Origin of the sequence: Photobacterium salinisoli (genome assembly GCF_003614885.1) — a bacterium.
In the GTDB taxonomy this organism is placed as follows: Bacteria; Pseudomonadota; Gammaproteobacteria; order Enterobacterales; family Vibrionaceae; genus Photobacterium; species Photobacterium salinisoli.
In genome coordinates, this window is sequence record NZ_QZMS01000011.1 from 345,736 (window position 1) to 359,147 (window position 13,412).

At 50.9% G+C, this 13,412-nt stretch carries 14 protein-coding genes; 5 read left to right on the top strand and 9 right to left on the bottom strand.

Features of this window, described 5'->3' with window-relative positions; translation table 11 throughout:
- Positions 1 to 109: 109 nt before the first annotated feature.
- The 3 genes from D6M16_RS12980 (at position 110) to D6M16_RS12990 (ending at position 3,887) form a co-directional block, all read left to right on the top strand.
- Positions 110 to 1,099 carry a CobW family GTP-binding protein gene (locus D6M16_RS12980; RefSeq protein ID WP_120512298.1) on the top strand — a complete coding sequence of 330 codons (990 nt, stop codon included), beginning with the start codon at positions 110 to 112 and terminating at the stop codon, positions 1,097 to 1,099.
- Between the two features lie 65 nt (positions 1,100 to 1,164).
- The gene (locus tag D6M16_RS12985; RefSeq protein ID WP_120512299.1) at positions 1,165 to 2,547 is read left to right on the top strand and encodes a TldD/PmbA family protein; all 1,383 of its coding nucleotides are present in this window, start codon (positions 1,165 to 1,167) and stop codon (positions 2,545 to 2,547) included.
- Positions 2,547 to 3,887: a TldD/PmbA family protein gene (locus tag D6M16_RS12990; protein WP_120512300.1), complete on the top strand. Its 1,341-nt coding sequence runs from the start codon at positions 2,547 to 2,549 to the stop codon at positions 3,885 to 3,887. The genes D6M16_RS12985 and D6M16_RS12990 overlap by 1 nt, the downstream gene beginning before the upstream one ends.
- Before the next feature lie 160 nt (positions 3,888 to 4,047).
- Here the strand turns inward: D6M16_RS12990 and D6M16_RS12995 are convergent, their stop codons facing one another.
- A complete protein-coding gene (locus D6M16_RS12995; RefSeq protein WP_120512301.1) occupies positions 4,048 to 4,674 on the bottom strand; it encodes a LysE family translocator in 627 nt (208 codons plus the stop codon).
- A gap of 245 nt (positions 4,675 to 4,919) precedes the next feature.
- On the opposite strand from D6M16_RS12995, the gene D6M16_RS13000 reads away from it, so the two are divergent.
- Positions 4,920 to 5,399, top strand: coding sequence for an Lrp/AsnC family transcriptional regulator (locus D6M16_RS13000; RefSeq protein WP_205576891.1), 480 nt, complete (start codon positions 4,920 to 4,922; stop codon positions 5,397 to 5,399).
- A 238-nt stretch (positions 5,400 to 5,637) separates the two neighbouring features.
- Positions 5,638 to 5,901: a hypothetical protein gene (locus D6M16_RS13005; RefSeq protein ID WP_120512303.1), complete on the top strand. Its 264-nt coding sequence runs from the start codon at positions 5,638 to 5,640 to the stop codon at positions 5,899 to 5,901.
- 60 nt (positions 5,902 to 5,961) lie between these two features.
- Here the strand turns inward: D6M16_RS13005 and D6M16_RS13010 are convergent, their stop codons facing one another.
- The 8 genes from D6M16_RS13010 to D6M16_RS13045 form a co-directional block, all read right to left on the bottom strand.
- Positions 5,962 to 6,969 (bottom strand): substrate-binding domain-containing protein, encoded by a 1,008-nt coding sequence (locus tag D6M16_RS13010; protein ID WP_120512304.1) that lies wholly within the window; start codon positions 6,967 to 6,969, stop codon positions 5,962 to 5,964.
- A 17-nt stretch (positions 6,970 to 6,986) separates the two neighbouring features.
- Complete coding sequence (gene rbsK / locus D6M16_RS13015; RefSeq protein ID WP_120513168.1) at positions 6,987 to 7,919, bottom strand: ribokinase; 933 nt, start codon at positions 7,917 to 7,919, stop codon at positions 6,987 to 6,989.
- A 225-nt stretch (positions 7,920 to 8,144) separates the two neighbouring features.
- A complete protein-coding gene (rbsB, locus tag D6M16_RS13020; protein ID WP_120512305.1) occupies positions 8,145 to 9,026 on the bottom strand; it encodes a ribose ABC transporter substrate-binding protein RbsB in 882 nt (293 codons plus the stop codon).
- A gap of 73 nt (positions 9,027 to 9,099) precedes the next feature.
- Complete coding sequence (rbsC, locus tag D6M16_RS13025; RefSeq protein WP_120512306.1) at positions 9,100 to 10,083, bottom strand: ribose ABC transporter permease; 984 nt, start codon at positions 10,081 to 10,083, stop codon at positions 9,100 to 9,102.
- Positions 10,080 to 11,585 (bottom strand): ribose ABC transporter ATP-binding protein RbsA, encoded by a 1,506-nt coding sequence (rbsA, locus tag D6M16_RS13030; RefSeq protein ID WP_120512307.1) that lies wholly within the window; start codon positions 11,583 to 11,585, stop codon positions 10,080 to 10,082. Before rbsA ends, rbsC begins: the two co-directional genes overlap by 4 nt.
- 12 nt (positions 11,586 to 11,597) lie before the next feature.
- Entirely contained in the window at positions 11,598 to 12,017 is a 420-nt protein-coding gene (gene rbsD / locus D6M16_RS13035; protein WP_120512308.1) for a D-ribose pyranase, read from the bottom strand.
- Positions 12,018 to 12,410: 393 nt separating this feature from the next.
- Positions 12,411 to 12,659, bottom strand: a complete 249-nt coding sequence (locus D6M16_RS13040) for a hypothetical protein (RefSeq protein ID WP_120512309.1) — start codon at positions 12,657 to 12,659, stop codon at positions 12,411 to 12,413.
- Between the two features lie 81 nt (positions 12,660 to 12,740).
- Positions 12,741 to 13,190 (bottom strand): acyl-CoA thioesterase, encoded by a 450-nt coding sequence (locus D6M16_RS13045; protein ID WP_120512310.1) that lies wholly within the window; start codon positions 13,188 to 13,190, stop codon positions 12,741 to 12,743.
- Positions 13,191 to 13,412: the final 222 nt, after the last annotated feature.

The following is a 13,412-nucleotide window of genomic DNA, read 5'->3' on the forward strand; positions in this document are numbered from 1 at the left end:
CTCACCGGCTTTTATAGCAAAACAGCAATCCAAACCCGTCCACTACCCTTCATTTCCCCCATACAGTATGATGACCAGTAACTTAGTTATGCGGTAAGACGGATTCTTAATGACTATCAGCAAACCTATCCCGACCAATATCATCACCGGCTTTCTGGGTGCCGGCAAAACAACTGCCATTCTGTCGCTGCTGGCGCGTAAACCCGCCGATGAAAAATGGGCCATACTGATCAATGAGTTTGGTAACGTAGGAGTCGACGGCGCCATGCTCGACCAGCAGGGCGCCATCGTCAAAGAAGTCCCGGGCGGCTGTATGTGCTGTGTTGCCGGCTTGCCGATGTCAGTAGGTATCAATGCCTTACTGGCCCAAAAACCGGACCGACTGCTGCTGGAGCCCACAGGTCTGGGTCACCCGAAGGAGATCATCAATAAACTGACCTCCGACAGCTATGCCAAATACATCGATCTGAAAGCGACGATCACCCTGGTAGATCCGCGACAGTTTTCAGACAGTCTGTATACCGACAACCAGAATTTTCAGGATCAGATCGCGCTGGCCGATGTGCTGGTTGCCAATAAAATTGATGCCTGTAGCGATTACGATTTACTGATGTTTGAGCAATACGCCAGCGAGTGCGAGCCTGCCAAACAAATGATCACTCAGGTGGAACAAGGGCAGCTTGACCTGTCGCTGCTGGAACAGCCTCGCATAGCACGTCAAGCCGCGCACAGTCATCACCATCATCATGACGACGAGGCCGCACCGTTGCCGGGATTAGAGCTGGCTCCCGGTGAAACATTTATCCGCAAAGAAAACCATGGCCAGGGCTACCACAGTTGCGGCTGGTTCTTTGCAACCGATCTGCAGTTTGATTTTTCCCAGCTGTTTACCCTGTTTACTAACCTCAATGCCCAGCGGGTAAAAGCCGTGGTCAACACCGAACGCGGATGTTTTGCTTTTAATGTGGTCAATCGGGTAGTCTCGGTGAATGAACTCACTCTGGAAGGGTTTGAGTCCCGCATTGAAGTCATTGATAAAGACATACTGCCTTGGGATGAGTTAGAAGAGATTCTGGTCTCTTTAACAAAAAAAGCCTGATACCGACTATTATTTATCAATGCTTTGGGATCAACTTGCCACATGAATTTACGCAAGGAGCAATTATGCTAAACCCATCAACGGCGAAAGCCGTCATCGACCATGCACTGTTTCTCGGTGCCGATTTTGCCGAACTTTTCGTCGAGCACCATCAGTCAGGCTCTGTCGAGTTCAATGCCGGTGATGTCGATAAAATTAACGGCGGTATCGATTTTGGCATCGGTATCCGTCTCTTCTTCGGTCACAAAGTGCTTTACGGTTACACCAACAGCACAGAAGAAGAAGAGCTGAAACGTGTGACCAGTCTGCTGGCCGCCAAAGACAATCGCGATCAAATCGTGCAGGCATCCGCGCTGAATTTCAGCCAGCTGACAGACAGACACCCTGTCCGTCAGCCTTTGTCGCAGGACGCTAATCTGGAAGCTAAAATCGCCTTCCTGCGTGCCACCGACAAAGCGGCCCGCGCAGAAAACGACAAAATCGCCCAGTTCATTGGTCGTATTCTGCAACGTCAGCAGCAGGTGGAAATTTTTAACTCCAATGGCCTGCACACCGGCGACATCCGACATTACACCCGCATTGCTGCGACTGCTGTCGCGCAAGACGGCAGCGAGCAGTCGACCGGCTTTGAAGCACCGGGGGCACTGACCGGCTGGGAATTTAACACCCGTATCGATCCGACATCGCTGGGCCAGCAAGTGGCAAAACAGGCGATGATCAAGCTGACGGCCGATAACTGCCCGTCGGGCGAAATGCCAGTGATCATAGGTAACGGCTTTGGTGGCGTGATATTCCACGAAGCCTGCGGACACTTGCTTGAAACCACTTCGGTGGCTAAAAAAGCCTCGGTCTTCCATGACCAGATGGGCGAAATGATTGCCAACCCTGTAGTCAGCGCCGTAGATGACGGCACCATTGCAAATGAATGGGGTTCTATCAACATTGACGATGAAGGCATGCCAACCCAGCGTACCCAGCTGATCAAAGACGGTAAACTCACCAGCTTTATGGTCGATCAGATGGGTGCCAAGAAAACGGGTTTTGCGCCAACAGGTTCCGGCCGCCGTGAATCCTATAAGTTCGCGCCGACCTCCCGCATGCGTAATACCTTCATTGAAGCCGGTGACAGCAGCCTGGATGCGATGATCGCCAGCGTCGAAAAAGGCATTTTTGCCAAGAAAATGGGCGGCGGTTCCGTACAGCCAGGCACGGGCGAGTTCAACTTCGCGGTGCAGGAAGCCTATTTGATCGAAAACGGCAAAATTACCCGTCCGCTGAAATCCGCCACCCTGATCAGTACCGGGCCGAAGGTACTGAAAGAAATCAGTATGGTCGGACAGGATTTCGAACTGGCAGCCGGTATGTGCGGCTCAGTCAGCGGCTCAGTACCAACGACAGTCGGCCAGCCGGCATTAAAAGTAGACAATATTCTGGTGGGAGGTAACTAATGGCGGATCAACATACCCTGCAACACGCCATGGAACAGGTGCTGGAACTGGCAACCTCAGCCGGTGCCCAAGCCGATGTCCTTGCCAGCAGCAGCCATAACCTGTCACTGAAAGCCAACAACGGCGAACTGGATGAATACAAAGTCACGTCCGGTCAGGTGATTGGCGTCCGCGTTGTCAAAGATGACAAAGTCGCCACCAGCTACTCGGAGTCCCTGCATCCTGACAGCCTGAAGCTCATGGTTGAGCAGGCACTGCAAAGCGCGCAGTTCACCAAAGCAGATGCCCATCAGCGTATCCAGGCCAAAAACAGCCGCTTAACCACTGATTCACCTGAGATTTATCAGCAAGACGATGTCGATATCGAACAGAAGATCGCACTGTCGCTGGCGCTGGAAAAAGGCGTGATTGAAAAAGGGGCTAAAAGTGCGCCTTACAATGGCTTTGGTGAATCCGACAGCCTGAGCATGCTGGCCAATACACATGGTGCATTCTGCCAGCATCAGGAACGTTCCACTTACTGTTACACCTATGCACTGATTGATAAGGATGGCAAACAGGCCATGCATGGTGGCATGTCATCCGGACGCCGCTTTGCCGAGCTTGACCCGAACTATTGCATCAATCACGGCGTCGACACGGCGCTGGCACTGCTGGACGGCGGCCCTGTCGCGACTGGCAAGTATGCAGTTATCTTCAATCTGAGTGAACTGAGCAGCCTGTTTGGCGCCTTTGGCATGTGCCTGTCCGGTCAGTCGGCCATGAAAGGCATTAACCCGTGGCGCGACGCCCTGCATAAACAGGTCGCCAGCTCACTGCTGACGGTCAGTGATATGGCCTATGTGAAGGGAGGCTCTGCCATCAAAGCCTTCGACAGCGAGGGTTTTGCCACGCAGGACACGATATTAATCGGTGAAGGTCAGCTGCAGAGTCTGCTGCACAACAGCCATACCGCCAGCTATTTCGACATTACCAACACGGCCAATGCTGCCCGCTCGGCCAAAGGTGGCCTGGGTGTTTCTTCCCGCCATCTGGTGATTGCCGAAGGCCGGAGCAATGACGCCGAAGTCACTGCAGGTGAATATCTGGAACTGGTTGAATTGCAAGGTGTACACTCAGGCGCAGATGCCATCAGCGGCGACTTTTCTTTCGGCGCCAGTGGCTTTCTGTGTCGAGACGGCAAGCGCATCCAGCCGGTACGCGGTATCACAGTCGCCGGTAACTTTTACCAGATGATCAAAGCCATCGACGCCGTCGGTAATCAGCTTGAAAATGACTACGAGCGCGATTTCTTCGCACCCAAAATTCGTTTCAGCGGATTGAGTATTGCGGGTAAATAATCAGACTGGCTGAAACCTTAGCCTGATCAAAAAGACCTCATCAAATTGATGAGGTCTTTTTTTATGCGTGACCCGTTTTCCTGCTTTTCTCAAAGCCAGTGCTTACCTGGCACAGTTTTACCTGACCCAGAGTTTACCTGACATATAGCGGGGCTGTGCTTCAGACCATGCGTGCCGCCATACTGACGGCGGCCAAAAACATAATGACCCCCGCCCCCTTAAACAGCCAGGTCTGGGCCTGAGAGCTGGCAAGAAAACGCCGGATTTTCAGCGCACCAACAATAAATACCGCGCCGACAAAGACAAGAACCAATACGGTCAGCGGCACTAAAAGCAGTCCCCAGGTTTGGAAAGACACCGTGTCCAGCGTGATAACCAGTGGGAGAATGGCCAGATAGAAAGCGATGGTTTTCGGGTTACCCAGAGTAATCGTTAAGCCGGATAACCAGGCTGCCGTCAATTCCCGCTTATTCGTCTGTTTATCTATGTTGATGGCTTCCGGATTGTGATTCCAGAATTGCCAGGATAACCACGCCAGATACAGAGAGGCACACCAACTGACTGCAGTAAACAACCCGCCGTAACTATGGGCAACAACAGCAAGGCCAAAGACGGCAAAAGACAGGTAAATTAAATCCCCCAGAATTAACCCGCTGAGCATGGTAAATCCGGTAACCGCACCGCCACGTACGCTGTGCGCAACCAAGGCTGTCATGCCGGGGCCAGGGATCGCTGCCGCCAGCATCAGCGCTGACATGTATGCCAGGATTTGCGTTGTCTCTAACATAAAAATATCCTTTTTAATCAATTGTTTTTGTGCTTATACAGTTTCAGAGATCTGAAGAATCCTGCTTAACAATCCTGCGTGACTCACGACGCCATAAACCGCCTCTCTGTCAGGTCATTCACAAAGTGTGAAATAGTATGCATTTTATAATAAGAAATGTGTTACCTATATCGCTTAACATTCAGGCTGAAAAAGGTAGAGTCTTTCTTAAAACCAACCCTTTTAGAAAGAAATTGACCAACTCAATGCTGAATCAGACAGATATTAAGATCCTGACTCTTTTGCAAGATGATGCACGTATCACCAATCAGTCACTGGCAGATAAAATCGGTCTGTCGTCTTCCCCCTGCTGGCGTAAAGTCCGTAAGCTGGAAGACGATGACATTATTCAGGGATACAGGGCTGTTCTGGACCGGAGGAAGATTGGCCTGGGCGTGATGGTATTCGTTCGGGTGGCCATTGACAGTCACAGTGAATCGGAAGCCAGAAAGTTTGAGGAAGAAGTGACCGCACTGGAAGACGTTGTTGCCTGTTACAGCATAGGCGGTGATGCTGACTTTCTGATTCAGGTTGTTTCCCGCGATCTCGATTCCTATGCCGACTTCGCGATGTCAACCATACGGCGTTTACCTGGCATTAAAGAAATGCAGAGTATGTTTGTACTTAAAGAGATTAAGCCATTCACCGCATTTCCAATTAAAAATTCCCAAAAAGCAAAAGGATAGATGCTGTTTGCCTGTCGGTTTTCGTTTCTGGCCTCTGTTTTTCGCTCAATAGACGGGAACAACAGAGGAATTTTTGAAGTGAGCCGCAAAAATGTCGGAACAAAATAGAAACCAAGTTGCATATAATTCATTGTTCTCTGTGTTTCACGTTAATTGTTCTTTCTTTTAAAGAAAGCTACCAATAACGCTCTGATTATTTGAAATAAAATCAAAATAATCCACTACAATGAGGTGATTCATGGAAAGCTTACTCTCTTTTTTCTTTTCGGCTTATCTGGTACTTGGGATGGCGGCAACGCTGTATGCCATTGGTTTCTTTTTTCTGTCCGGTTTAACCCTCTTCGATCAAGGCAAAAAACGACCAATGCCGTTTCGCTATCAGTGCAGCTATGTCTTTATCATGCTCCTGATGATGCCAGTGTTTTATCTGATCTTTATCCAAGAGATTTTGTCACTGCCGCGACACTATCGGGCGCAGAAACAAATAACAGCAAAATCGTAAATATCATCAGGCTGATATTATCATTCAGCCTGATTCATCCTGAGCATATTGCAGGTGCTGTCAGTTTACGACGCGCCGTACACTTTTTCGTACCACCAGTGTCGGTTCCAGCTGTACTACTTGTGGCTCGGTGATCTCTTTATTGATGCGCTTGAGCAAAGTCTCGACAGCCGCCTGCCCTAAGCGGTATTTCGGCTGATGAATGGTGGTCAGCGATGGGGTCATAAATTTTGCGATATGGATATCATCGTATCCGATGAGGGAGAGATCCTCCGGGATCCGAATCCCTTTTTCATGGGCGGCATTGATGACACCCATCGCCATCATATCGTTACATGCAAAAATGGCACTGGGTAACGAACCGCTGGCAAAGATCTGATTAAAAGCTTGGTAACCGCCTTCAGATTCAAAATCAGACTCCACAATCCAATCACGATGAAACGCCAGTCCGGCTTCATTCAGCGCTCGCTTAAAGCCTTCATAACGGATCTGCGCCTGATGTTTAATCAAAGGTCCGGTAATACAGCCAATCTCATGGTGTCCGCAATCAATCAGATATCGGGCAGCCAGATAACCGCCCTGATAGGAGTTGTCCTGAATTTTATCACTGGCAAAGGACATTGGCCCCCAATCCATCACCACCACAGGAATATCAGGATAGCGCTCGAAAACGTCTATCTGCTCACCTTCCAGTGTCGAACACATCAACAGGAGCCCATCAACGCGCTTTTGTAGCAGTGTATCAATGGACGCTTTCATGCGCTCACTGTCCCCTTCGGTGTTACACAGAATCAGGTTATACCCTTTCTGATAACAGCTGCGTTCCACCCCTTTAACCACTTCGCCGAAGAAAGGGTTGGTGGAGGTCGTCACCAGCATGCCGATAGTTTGGGTGCGATTGACTTTGAGACTCCGGGCCAGTGCAGAAGGCGCATAGTTAAGTTCTTTAGCCGCCCGGTTTACGCGCTCTGCAATTTCGTCGCTGACAAAACGGGATTTGTTGATCACATGGCTCACAGTTGAAGTCGACACGCCTGCCAATCTTGCAATATCTTTCATCGTGGCCATGTATTTTTCCTGTGTGATTAATCAATGATGGCAAATTGCTCCGCCAGAAAAGCATCCACTTCTGCACGTGTCGGAATGGACGTCTGGGCACCAAAGCGGGTAACGGAGATGGCGGCGGCAGCATGTGCAAACCGAATGGCTGATTCTAAAGACATATTTTCCATTAAACCAGTCACCAACGCACCATTAAAGGTATCACCGGCCGCTGTCGTATCCACGGCATCGACTCTGTACCCGGGAATGAGCTGACCCCGTCCATTCTGGCTCAGCCAGACACCTTTCGCACCAAGTGTAATCAGCACGATTTCGATGCCCTTGCGGTGCAATTCGTCCGCCGCAAGCTGAGCAGACGAATTATCGGTTACCGTCACTCCGGTCAGCACTTCTGCTTCTGTCTCATTCGGGGTGATCACATCTACACATGCCAGCAGGCTGTCGGGTATTTCCCGGGCAGGGGCCGGATTGAGGATCACATTGGTCTGGTGCGTTTTCGCTTCCTGAGCCGCTCTTACTATGCCGTCTAAAGGTGTTTCCAACTGCATCAGCAAGAAACGCGCCTGACGAATCTTTTCCAAATCGGGTTCAATGCGCTCTGCTGTCAACTGCGCATTGGCTTCCGGTGACAGACAGATCGTATTTTCACCACTGTCTGCCACCTGAATCATCGCGATGCCCGTCGGGCAATTTGGCTGCATTTTCACGCCTGAGGTATTGATACCATCGTGCTTAAAGCTTTCCCGGATATGAATACCAAATGCATCATCGCCCACACAAGCAATAAAACCGATATCTGCCTTCAGCCGCGCTGCCGCAACCGCCTGATTGGCGCCTTTACCACCTGGAATCACCTGATATTCGCGACCATGCAGCGTTTCACCCGGACGGGGAAATGCCGGTACACGAAGAACATGGTCCGCATTCACACTGCCTAAAACCACTAATTTATTCATAGCATTATCCTGGCCGATCATTAATCCACTAAAACTCTGTATTGTCCCTCCCCCCCTTTTTCAACAGGGAGGCTAGGAGGGGTTACTCGGGCACAAAATTCAAATCTGAGAACGCTTCACGAACCCCACCCTAACCCTCCCCTTGCCAAGGGGAGGGAAAATTCAGTGCGTGCAACAAACGCTGTACCGTCCCTCCCCCCTTCGCAAAGGGAAGAGGGAATCACGTTACTGCTTAACGACCACTTTCAGCGGTACAGGTATGTATTTTTCCACCTGCTCGCCTTTCAGCACCTTGACCGCCGTTTCTACGCCCAGTGCGCCGATCTGGTCCGGTTGCTGGGCAATGGTAGCCGCCAGTTTGCCACGCTTGACAGCAGCAATACCGTCATTCGTCCCGTCAAAGCCAACCAGCATCACTTGCTTGCCAGACGCCTGAACCGCGCGAAGTGCGCCCAGCGCCATTTCGTCATTTTGTGCAAATACAGCCTGTACATCCGGGTTTGCCGCCAGCAGATTTTCCATCACGTTCAGACCTTTGGTGCGGTCGAAATCAGCAGGCTGACTGGCCAGCAGTTCCATCTGACTGCCCTTCACTGCTTTCATAAAGCCTTCGCCCCGCTCGCGCGCCGCCGAAGTGCCGGCAATGCCTTCCAACTGAATCACTTTGGCTTTCTCACCGATTTTTTCCATGATGTACTTGCCTGCCATTTCACCACCGGCAACGTTATCAGACGCAATATGGCTGACCACATCACCCCGGCTTGCGCCCCGGTCCAGCGTCAGTACCGGAATATCAGAGCGATTTGCCATGCGGATAGCATTTGACACGGCATCCGAATCCGTCGGGTTGATCAGAATCGCCTTCACACCGCGAACTGTCAGATCTTCAACATTCGACAGCTCTTTACTCGGGTCATTTTGCGAATCCAGTACGATCAGGTCGTAACCCAGTTCTTTTGCTTTGGATTCCGCACCGTCTTTCATCGTCACGAAGAAAGGATTGTTCAGAGTGGACACCACAATCGCCAGTGTGTCCTGCGCCTGTGCAGACACAGAAACGGTGGAGGTCAGAAGTGCAGCAGAGATTAACGTTGCCAGTTTTTTCATCATCATGATCCTTTGTGTAGGGGGAGCCGGTACACGTCACCCGGCTCTCTTGTTGTTCGTAAATCCTCTGGATTTACTTGTTTTTATTGTCCACCAGCACAGCCAGCAAAATCACAACTGCTTTGGCAATCATCTGGTAGTAGGAAGAAACATCGAGCAGGTTCAGGGCGTTGTTCAAAAAGCCGATAATCAGTGCACCAATCAGGGTTCCCATGATGCGGCCCTTACCGCCCATCAGGCTGGTTCCGCCCAGCACCACAGCGGCAATGGCGTCCAGTTCGTAGCCCATACCTGCCGTCGGTTGTGCTGACGACAAGCGTGAAGTGACGATAATGCCCGCCAGTGCGGCCAGCAGACCGCAAATCGCATACACGCCTATTTTGACGCGATCCACATTGATACCGGACAGACGCGTAGCCGACTCATTACCACCCAGCGCGTACACATAGCGGCCAAAACGGGTGTGATTGAGCAGGTACCAGGCTGCAGCAAACACCACCACCATCAGCCATACCGGCACTGGAATGCCCAGCACATAGCCGGTGCCGAACCAAGCGAATGCATCCGCGGTATCGGTGAAGCCAGTCGAAATAGGCCGGCCATCGGTGTACACCATGGTGACACCGCGCAGCAGCGTCATAGTGACCAGCGTGGCAATAAACGCCTGCACTTTACCTTTAGCGATGATGATGCCGCTGATCGCCCCAAGCGCCGCACCGGCGAACAAGGCCGTGGGAACCGCAACCAGGACAGGGACTTCCAGCGCAATCAGGCTGGCAGCAAAGGCGCCGCACAGTGCCAATACAGAGCCGACACTCAGATCAATACCCGCGGTCAGAATGACCAGCGTCATCCCGACGGCAATGATGGCATTGACGGACGTCTGGCGCAGAATATTGAGAATATTATCTACCGTGAAAAAGTTGGGGTTCAGAAAAGACACCACAGCAATCAGTATGATCAATGCAATCAGCGATTTTTGTTCGATCAACCAGGCTTTGCTGAACCACTTTTTCGCGCTGCCGTCGGTTGGATGATTTAACGTTTTGGTATTCATGCCGCTTCCCCGTTGATGATTTTGCCGACAGCACAGGCCAGCAGTTTTTCCTGATCCGCATTTTTTGCGTCAAACTCGCCGCTGATGCGGCCCTCGTGCATCACCAGAATACGATCACTCATACCCAGCACTTCCGGCATTTCAGACGACACCAGAATGATGCTCATGCCTTCGGCTTTAAATTGATTGATCAGTTGGTAGATTTCTTTCTTAGCGCCAACATCCACACCGCGGGTCGGTTCATCGAGGATAAGCACTTTCGGTTTGGTCATCAGCCCTTTGGCAATGGCCACTTTTTGCTGATTACCACCGGACAGGTTGCCGATGATCTGATCCCGCCCCGGCGTTTTGATGTTGAACAGGCGGATAAAGTCGTCCACCGCCATCACTTCATCGCCGTGCCTGATTTGTAACCCATTGCTCAGCTTATCCAGGGTGCACAGCGACATGTTTTCTTTCACAGACAGCCCGAGCACCAGGCCATCGCCTTTGCGGTCTTCCGAGATATAAGCAATACCATTGAGCAGCCCATCCTGCGGACTGACCGGGTTAATGGTTTTGCCATTCAGGTTGATCACCCCGCGCTCGCTGGGCAGTGCACCATATATCACCTTTACCAGCTCGGTACGCCCTGCGCCCATCAGCCCGGAGATCCCCAGAATTTCACCGCGCTTGAGGGTAAAACTCACATCCTCAATACCGGAACCAGTCAGGCCAATCACTTCCAGGCAAGTATCGCCGTGCTGAACATCAATACGCGGATACTGCTCTTCCAGTTTGCGACCGACCATCATTTCTATCAGCCCGTCTTCCGTAGTCTCCGCCACCGCACATTCGCCAATAAATTTACCGTCGCGCAGAACAGTTATGTCATCACAGATTTCGAAAATTTCTTTAAGGCGGTGCGAGATATACACGATGCCGCACCCTTGAGCACGAAGCTCCCGGATCACCTGAAACAGCGAGGCCGTTTCGGTATCGGTCAGTGCATCTGTCGGCTCATCCATAATGATGACGCTGGATTCAAACGACAGTGCCTTGGCGATTTCTACCATTTGCTGCTCACCCAGGCTGAGATCACCAAGCAAGGTTTTGGCACTGTGTTTGACATTCAGGCGCGCCAGCAGCTGATCAGCTTGGTCATACATCCGGCGCCACTGAATGCGTCCCAACGGTCCGGTTGGCTCACGGCCCAGAAAAATGTTTTCGGCAATGGTCAGCTCAGCAATCAGGTTCAATTCCTGATGGATGATGCTGATGCCGGCCTGCTGGGAATCCCGTGGTCCCTGAAAAGTGGCGGGCTGCCCCTGATAGTGAATACTGCCCGCATCCTTGCTGTAGATACCGGTCAGCACTTTCATCAGCGTGGATTTTCCGGCACCGTTCTCCCCCATCAGTGCCATAACCCGGCCCGGATACACATTCAGGCTGGCTTTATCCAGAGCCTTCACGCCCGGAAAAGCTTTTTCAATCTCACTCAACTGTAAAATGGCCTGCGTCATAGCACACCCTCCTCAGAACACTACACCAGCCTGAAAAATCACGTTCGCATAGGGAGTACATTCCCCGGTCCGGATCACCGCCCGGCTTTGGTGCGTTCGTGCCTTAAAGGCTTCGTGAGACAGATAAGAAACGGTAATTTCACGGCCACTGCGCATCTGCTCTTCATGTAAGGTTTCTATCATCGCCTGATGCAGTACAGGGCTTACCTGCCGGAATTCTTCAGCCATCACCACACCTTCAATGTGCGACTCAGACAAAAAGGTACGAACGGTTTCGATAAAACCGGGCACACCATGGGTCAGTGCCAGATCGATCCGCTGAACCGGTTCTGGCACAGGAAGTCCAGCGTCACAGATGGTCACTTCATCGGTATGTCCCAAAGTCGCAACCAGATAGGACAACTCGGCGTGCAGTAGGGTACTTTTTTTCATTCTTCAACACCTTGACTTGGCAATCACTGGCTTCACGTCATGAAAGAGCCAGGAAAATCTTCTAACGTCGTTAAAATATCGGTTTATCTGTCGCAACACAGGCAGTGAGGCATTTTCGGTTTCCCGGCTTTTTCATAATTGGGAAAAGTCATCGAAACGTTTCGATTAATTCTAATCAAGTTTCATTTCTTTGCAGCAGGCGAAAAGATGAACTGTGATTGGGATCGTCAGAACTATCAGTAAGAGGCACCAAAAAGGTGATCTATATCGTGGTCAGGGGAGTAAGGTGTAGCAAGAGAATCAACAAATCTCAGAGACAAACACGGTGTTCAGAAGGTGATTCGGGGACTTTCCTGCTTGCAGCTTATTGAGTTGCGGCGGCGGACAGGCTTTTCAGCCGATGGCCGAATACGGATCGAGCAGGTAATACGCAGTAACGGATGCCGAGCCGAGCTCAGGTTCAAGATAATTCTGTACACTTTCTACCGAATCCGCCTCCCAGATACAGCGACAGCAATGCTCGTCTTTATCCAGTAGTGCTGTTTGTAAACGCAGGCCCGAAGGGGGCTGACCCAGCGCCAGGCCGGCTTTTTGCGAAAACGTGTCCAGATCCGTGATCTTGTGCTCTGTGGCAATAAACATGAAAGACTCCTTATTCCCCTACTTCTGATTATAGAAGCGGAATAAGGCGTCTTTCTTTTTCATTCGAAGGCATTGCTCAAATCAGGCGTTGGCGGGTAATTCTTTGCGGGCTTCTATCGCCTCAATGGTTTCTCGTAATTTGGGTGAAATCTGTGCCTTGGTGTTATTTTTGAAATCAAACATCACAACCTGAGCGGTGCCACGGGTTGTAATCGCGCCCATCTTCTTACTGAAAATTTCATACTCCATGGTGAAACGATCATCTTCTATTTTGGTGACGCGGGAACCGACCATCAAAGTATCAGGATACGTGACAGGCAGACGGTAACGGGCGCTGGTATCACTCAGTACCGGGCCGACACCGGTATCTTTGATATCGTCCATCAGTGCTGCTTCTTTGAAGTAATCCAGACGGGCGGTTTCGAAATAACGAAAATAAACCACATTGTTCACATGATTCAGAGCGTCCATTTCCCCCCAGGCCACCGGAATTTCTGTGACTACAGGGTAGTGTTGAAGAATTGCGTCCATGTTGGCTCCCAAAGGCAAAATATGTTGTGTTAGAGCATTTAATCTAACCGTTTTGCAACATTACGACAACATCGAACCACAGAAATGAGAAGTAGACAATAGCGCTTCACTGTTCTCATCGGTTGCCACTATTGGCATGTTTCGGACTGTGCACAGGTTTGGAGATTGTGCCCGGTAACCCCCTCCTAGCCTCCCCCTTTAAAAAGGGGGAGGAATGGTCAT

Coding starts and splice junctions, on each gene's coding strand:
- D6M16_RS12980 (WP_120512298.1), top strand. CDS start 110: ATGACTATCAGCAAACCTATCCCGACCAATATCATCACCGGCTTTCTG.
- D6M16_RS12985 (WP_120512299.1), top strand. CDS start 1,165: ATGCTAAACCCATCAACGGCGAAAGCCGTCATCGACCATGCACTGTTT.
- D6M16_RS12990 (WP_120512300.1), top strand. CDS start 2,547: ATGGCGGATCAACATACCCTGCAACACGCCATGGAACAGGTGCTGGAA.
- D6M16_RS12995 (WP_120512301.1), bottom strand. CDS start 4,674: ATGTTAGAGACAACGCAAATCCTGGCATACATGTCAGCGCTGATGCTG.
- D6M16_RS13000 (WP_205576891.1), top strand. CDS start 4,920: ATGCTGAATCAGACAGATATTAAGATCCTGACTCTTTTGCAAGATGAT.
- D6M16_RS13005 (WP_120512303.1), top strand. CDS start 5,638: ATGGAAAGCTTACTCTCTTTTTTCTTTTCGGCTTATCTGGTACTTGGG.
- D6M16_RS13010 (WP_120512304.1), bottom strand. CDS start 6,969: ATGGCCACGATGAAAGATATTGCAAGATTGGCAGGCGTGTCGACTTCA.
- rbsK (WP_120513168.1), bottom strand. CDS start 7,919: ATGAATAAATTAGTGGTTTTAGGCAGTGTGAATGCGGACCATGTTCTT.
- rbsB (WP_120512305.1), bottom strand. CDS start 9,026: ATGAAAAAACTGGCAACGTTAATCTCTGCTGCACTTCTGACCTCCACC.
- rbsC (WP_120512306.1), bottom strand. CDS start 10,083: ATGAATACCAAAACGTTAAATCATCCAACCGACGGCAGCGCGAAAAAG.
- rbsA (WP_120512307.1), bottom strand. CDS start 11,585: ATGACGCAGGCCATTTTACAGTTGAGTGAGATTGAAAAAGCTTTTCCG.
- rbsD (WP_120512308.1), bottom strand. CDS start 12,017: ATGAAAAAAAGTACCCTACTGCACGCCGAGTTGTCCTATCTGGTTGCG.
- D6M16_RS13040 (WP_120512309.1), bottom strand. CDS start 12,659: ATGTTTATTGCCACAGAGCACAAGATCACGGATCTGGACACGTTTTCG.
- D6M16_RS13045 (WP_120512310.1), bottom strand. CDS start 13,190: ATGGACGCAATTCTTCAACACTACCCTGTAGTCACAGAAATTCCGGTG.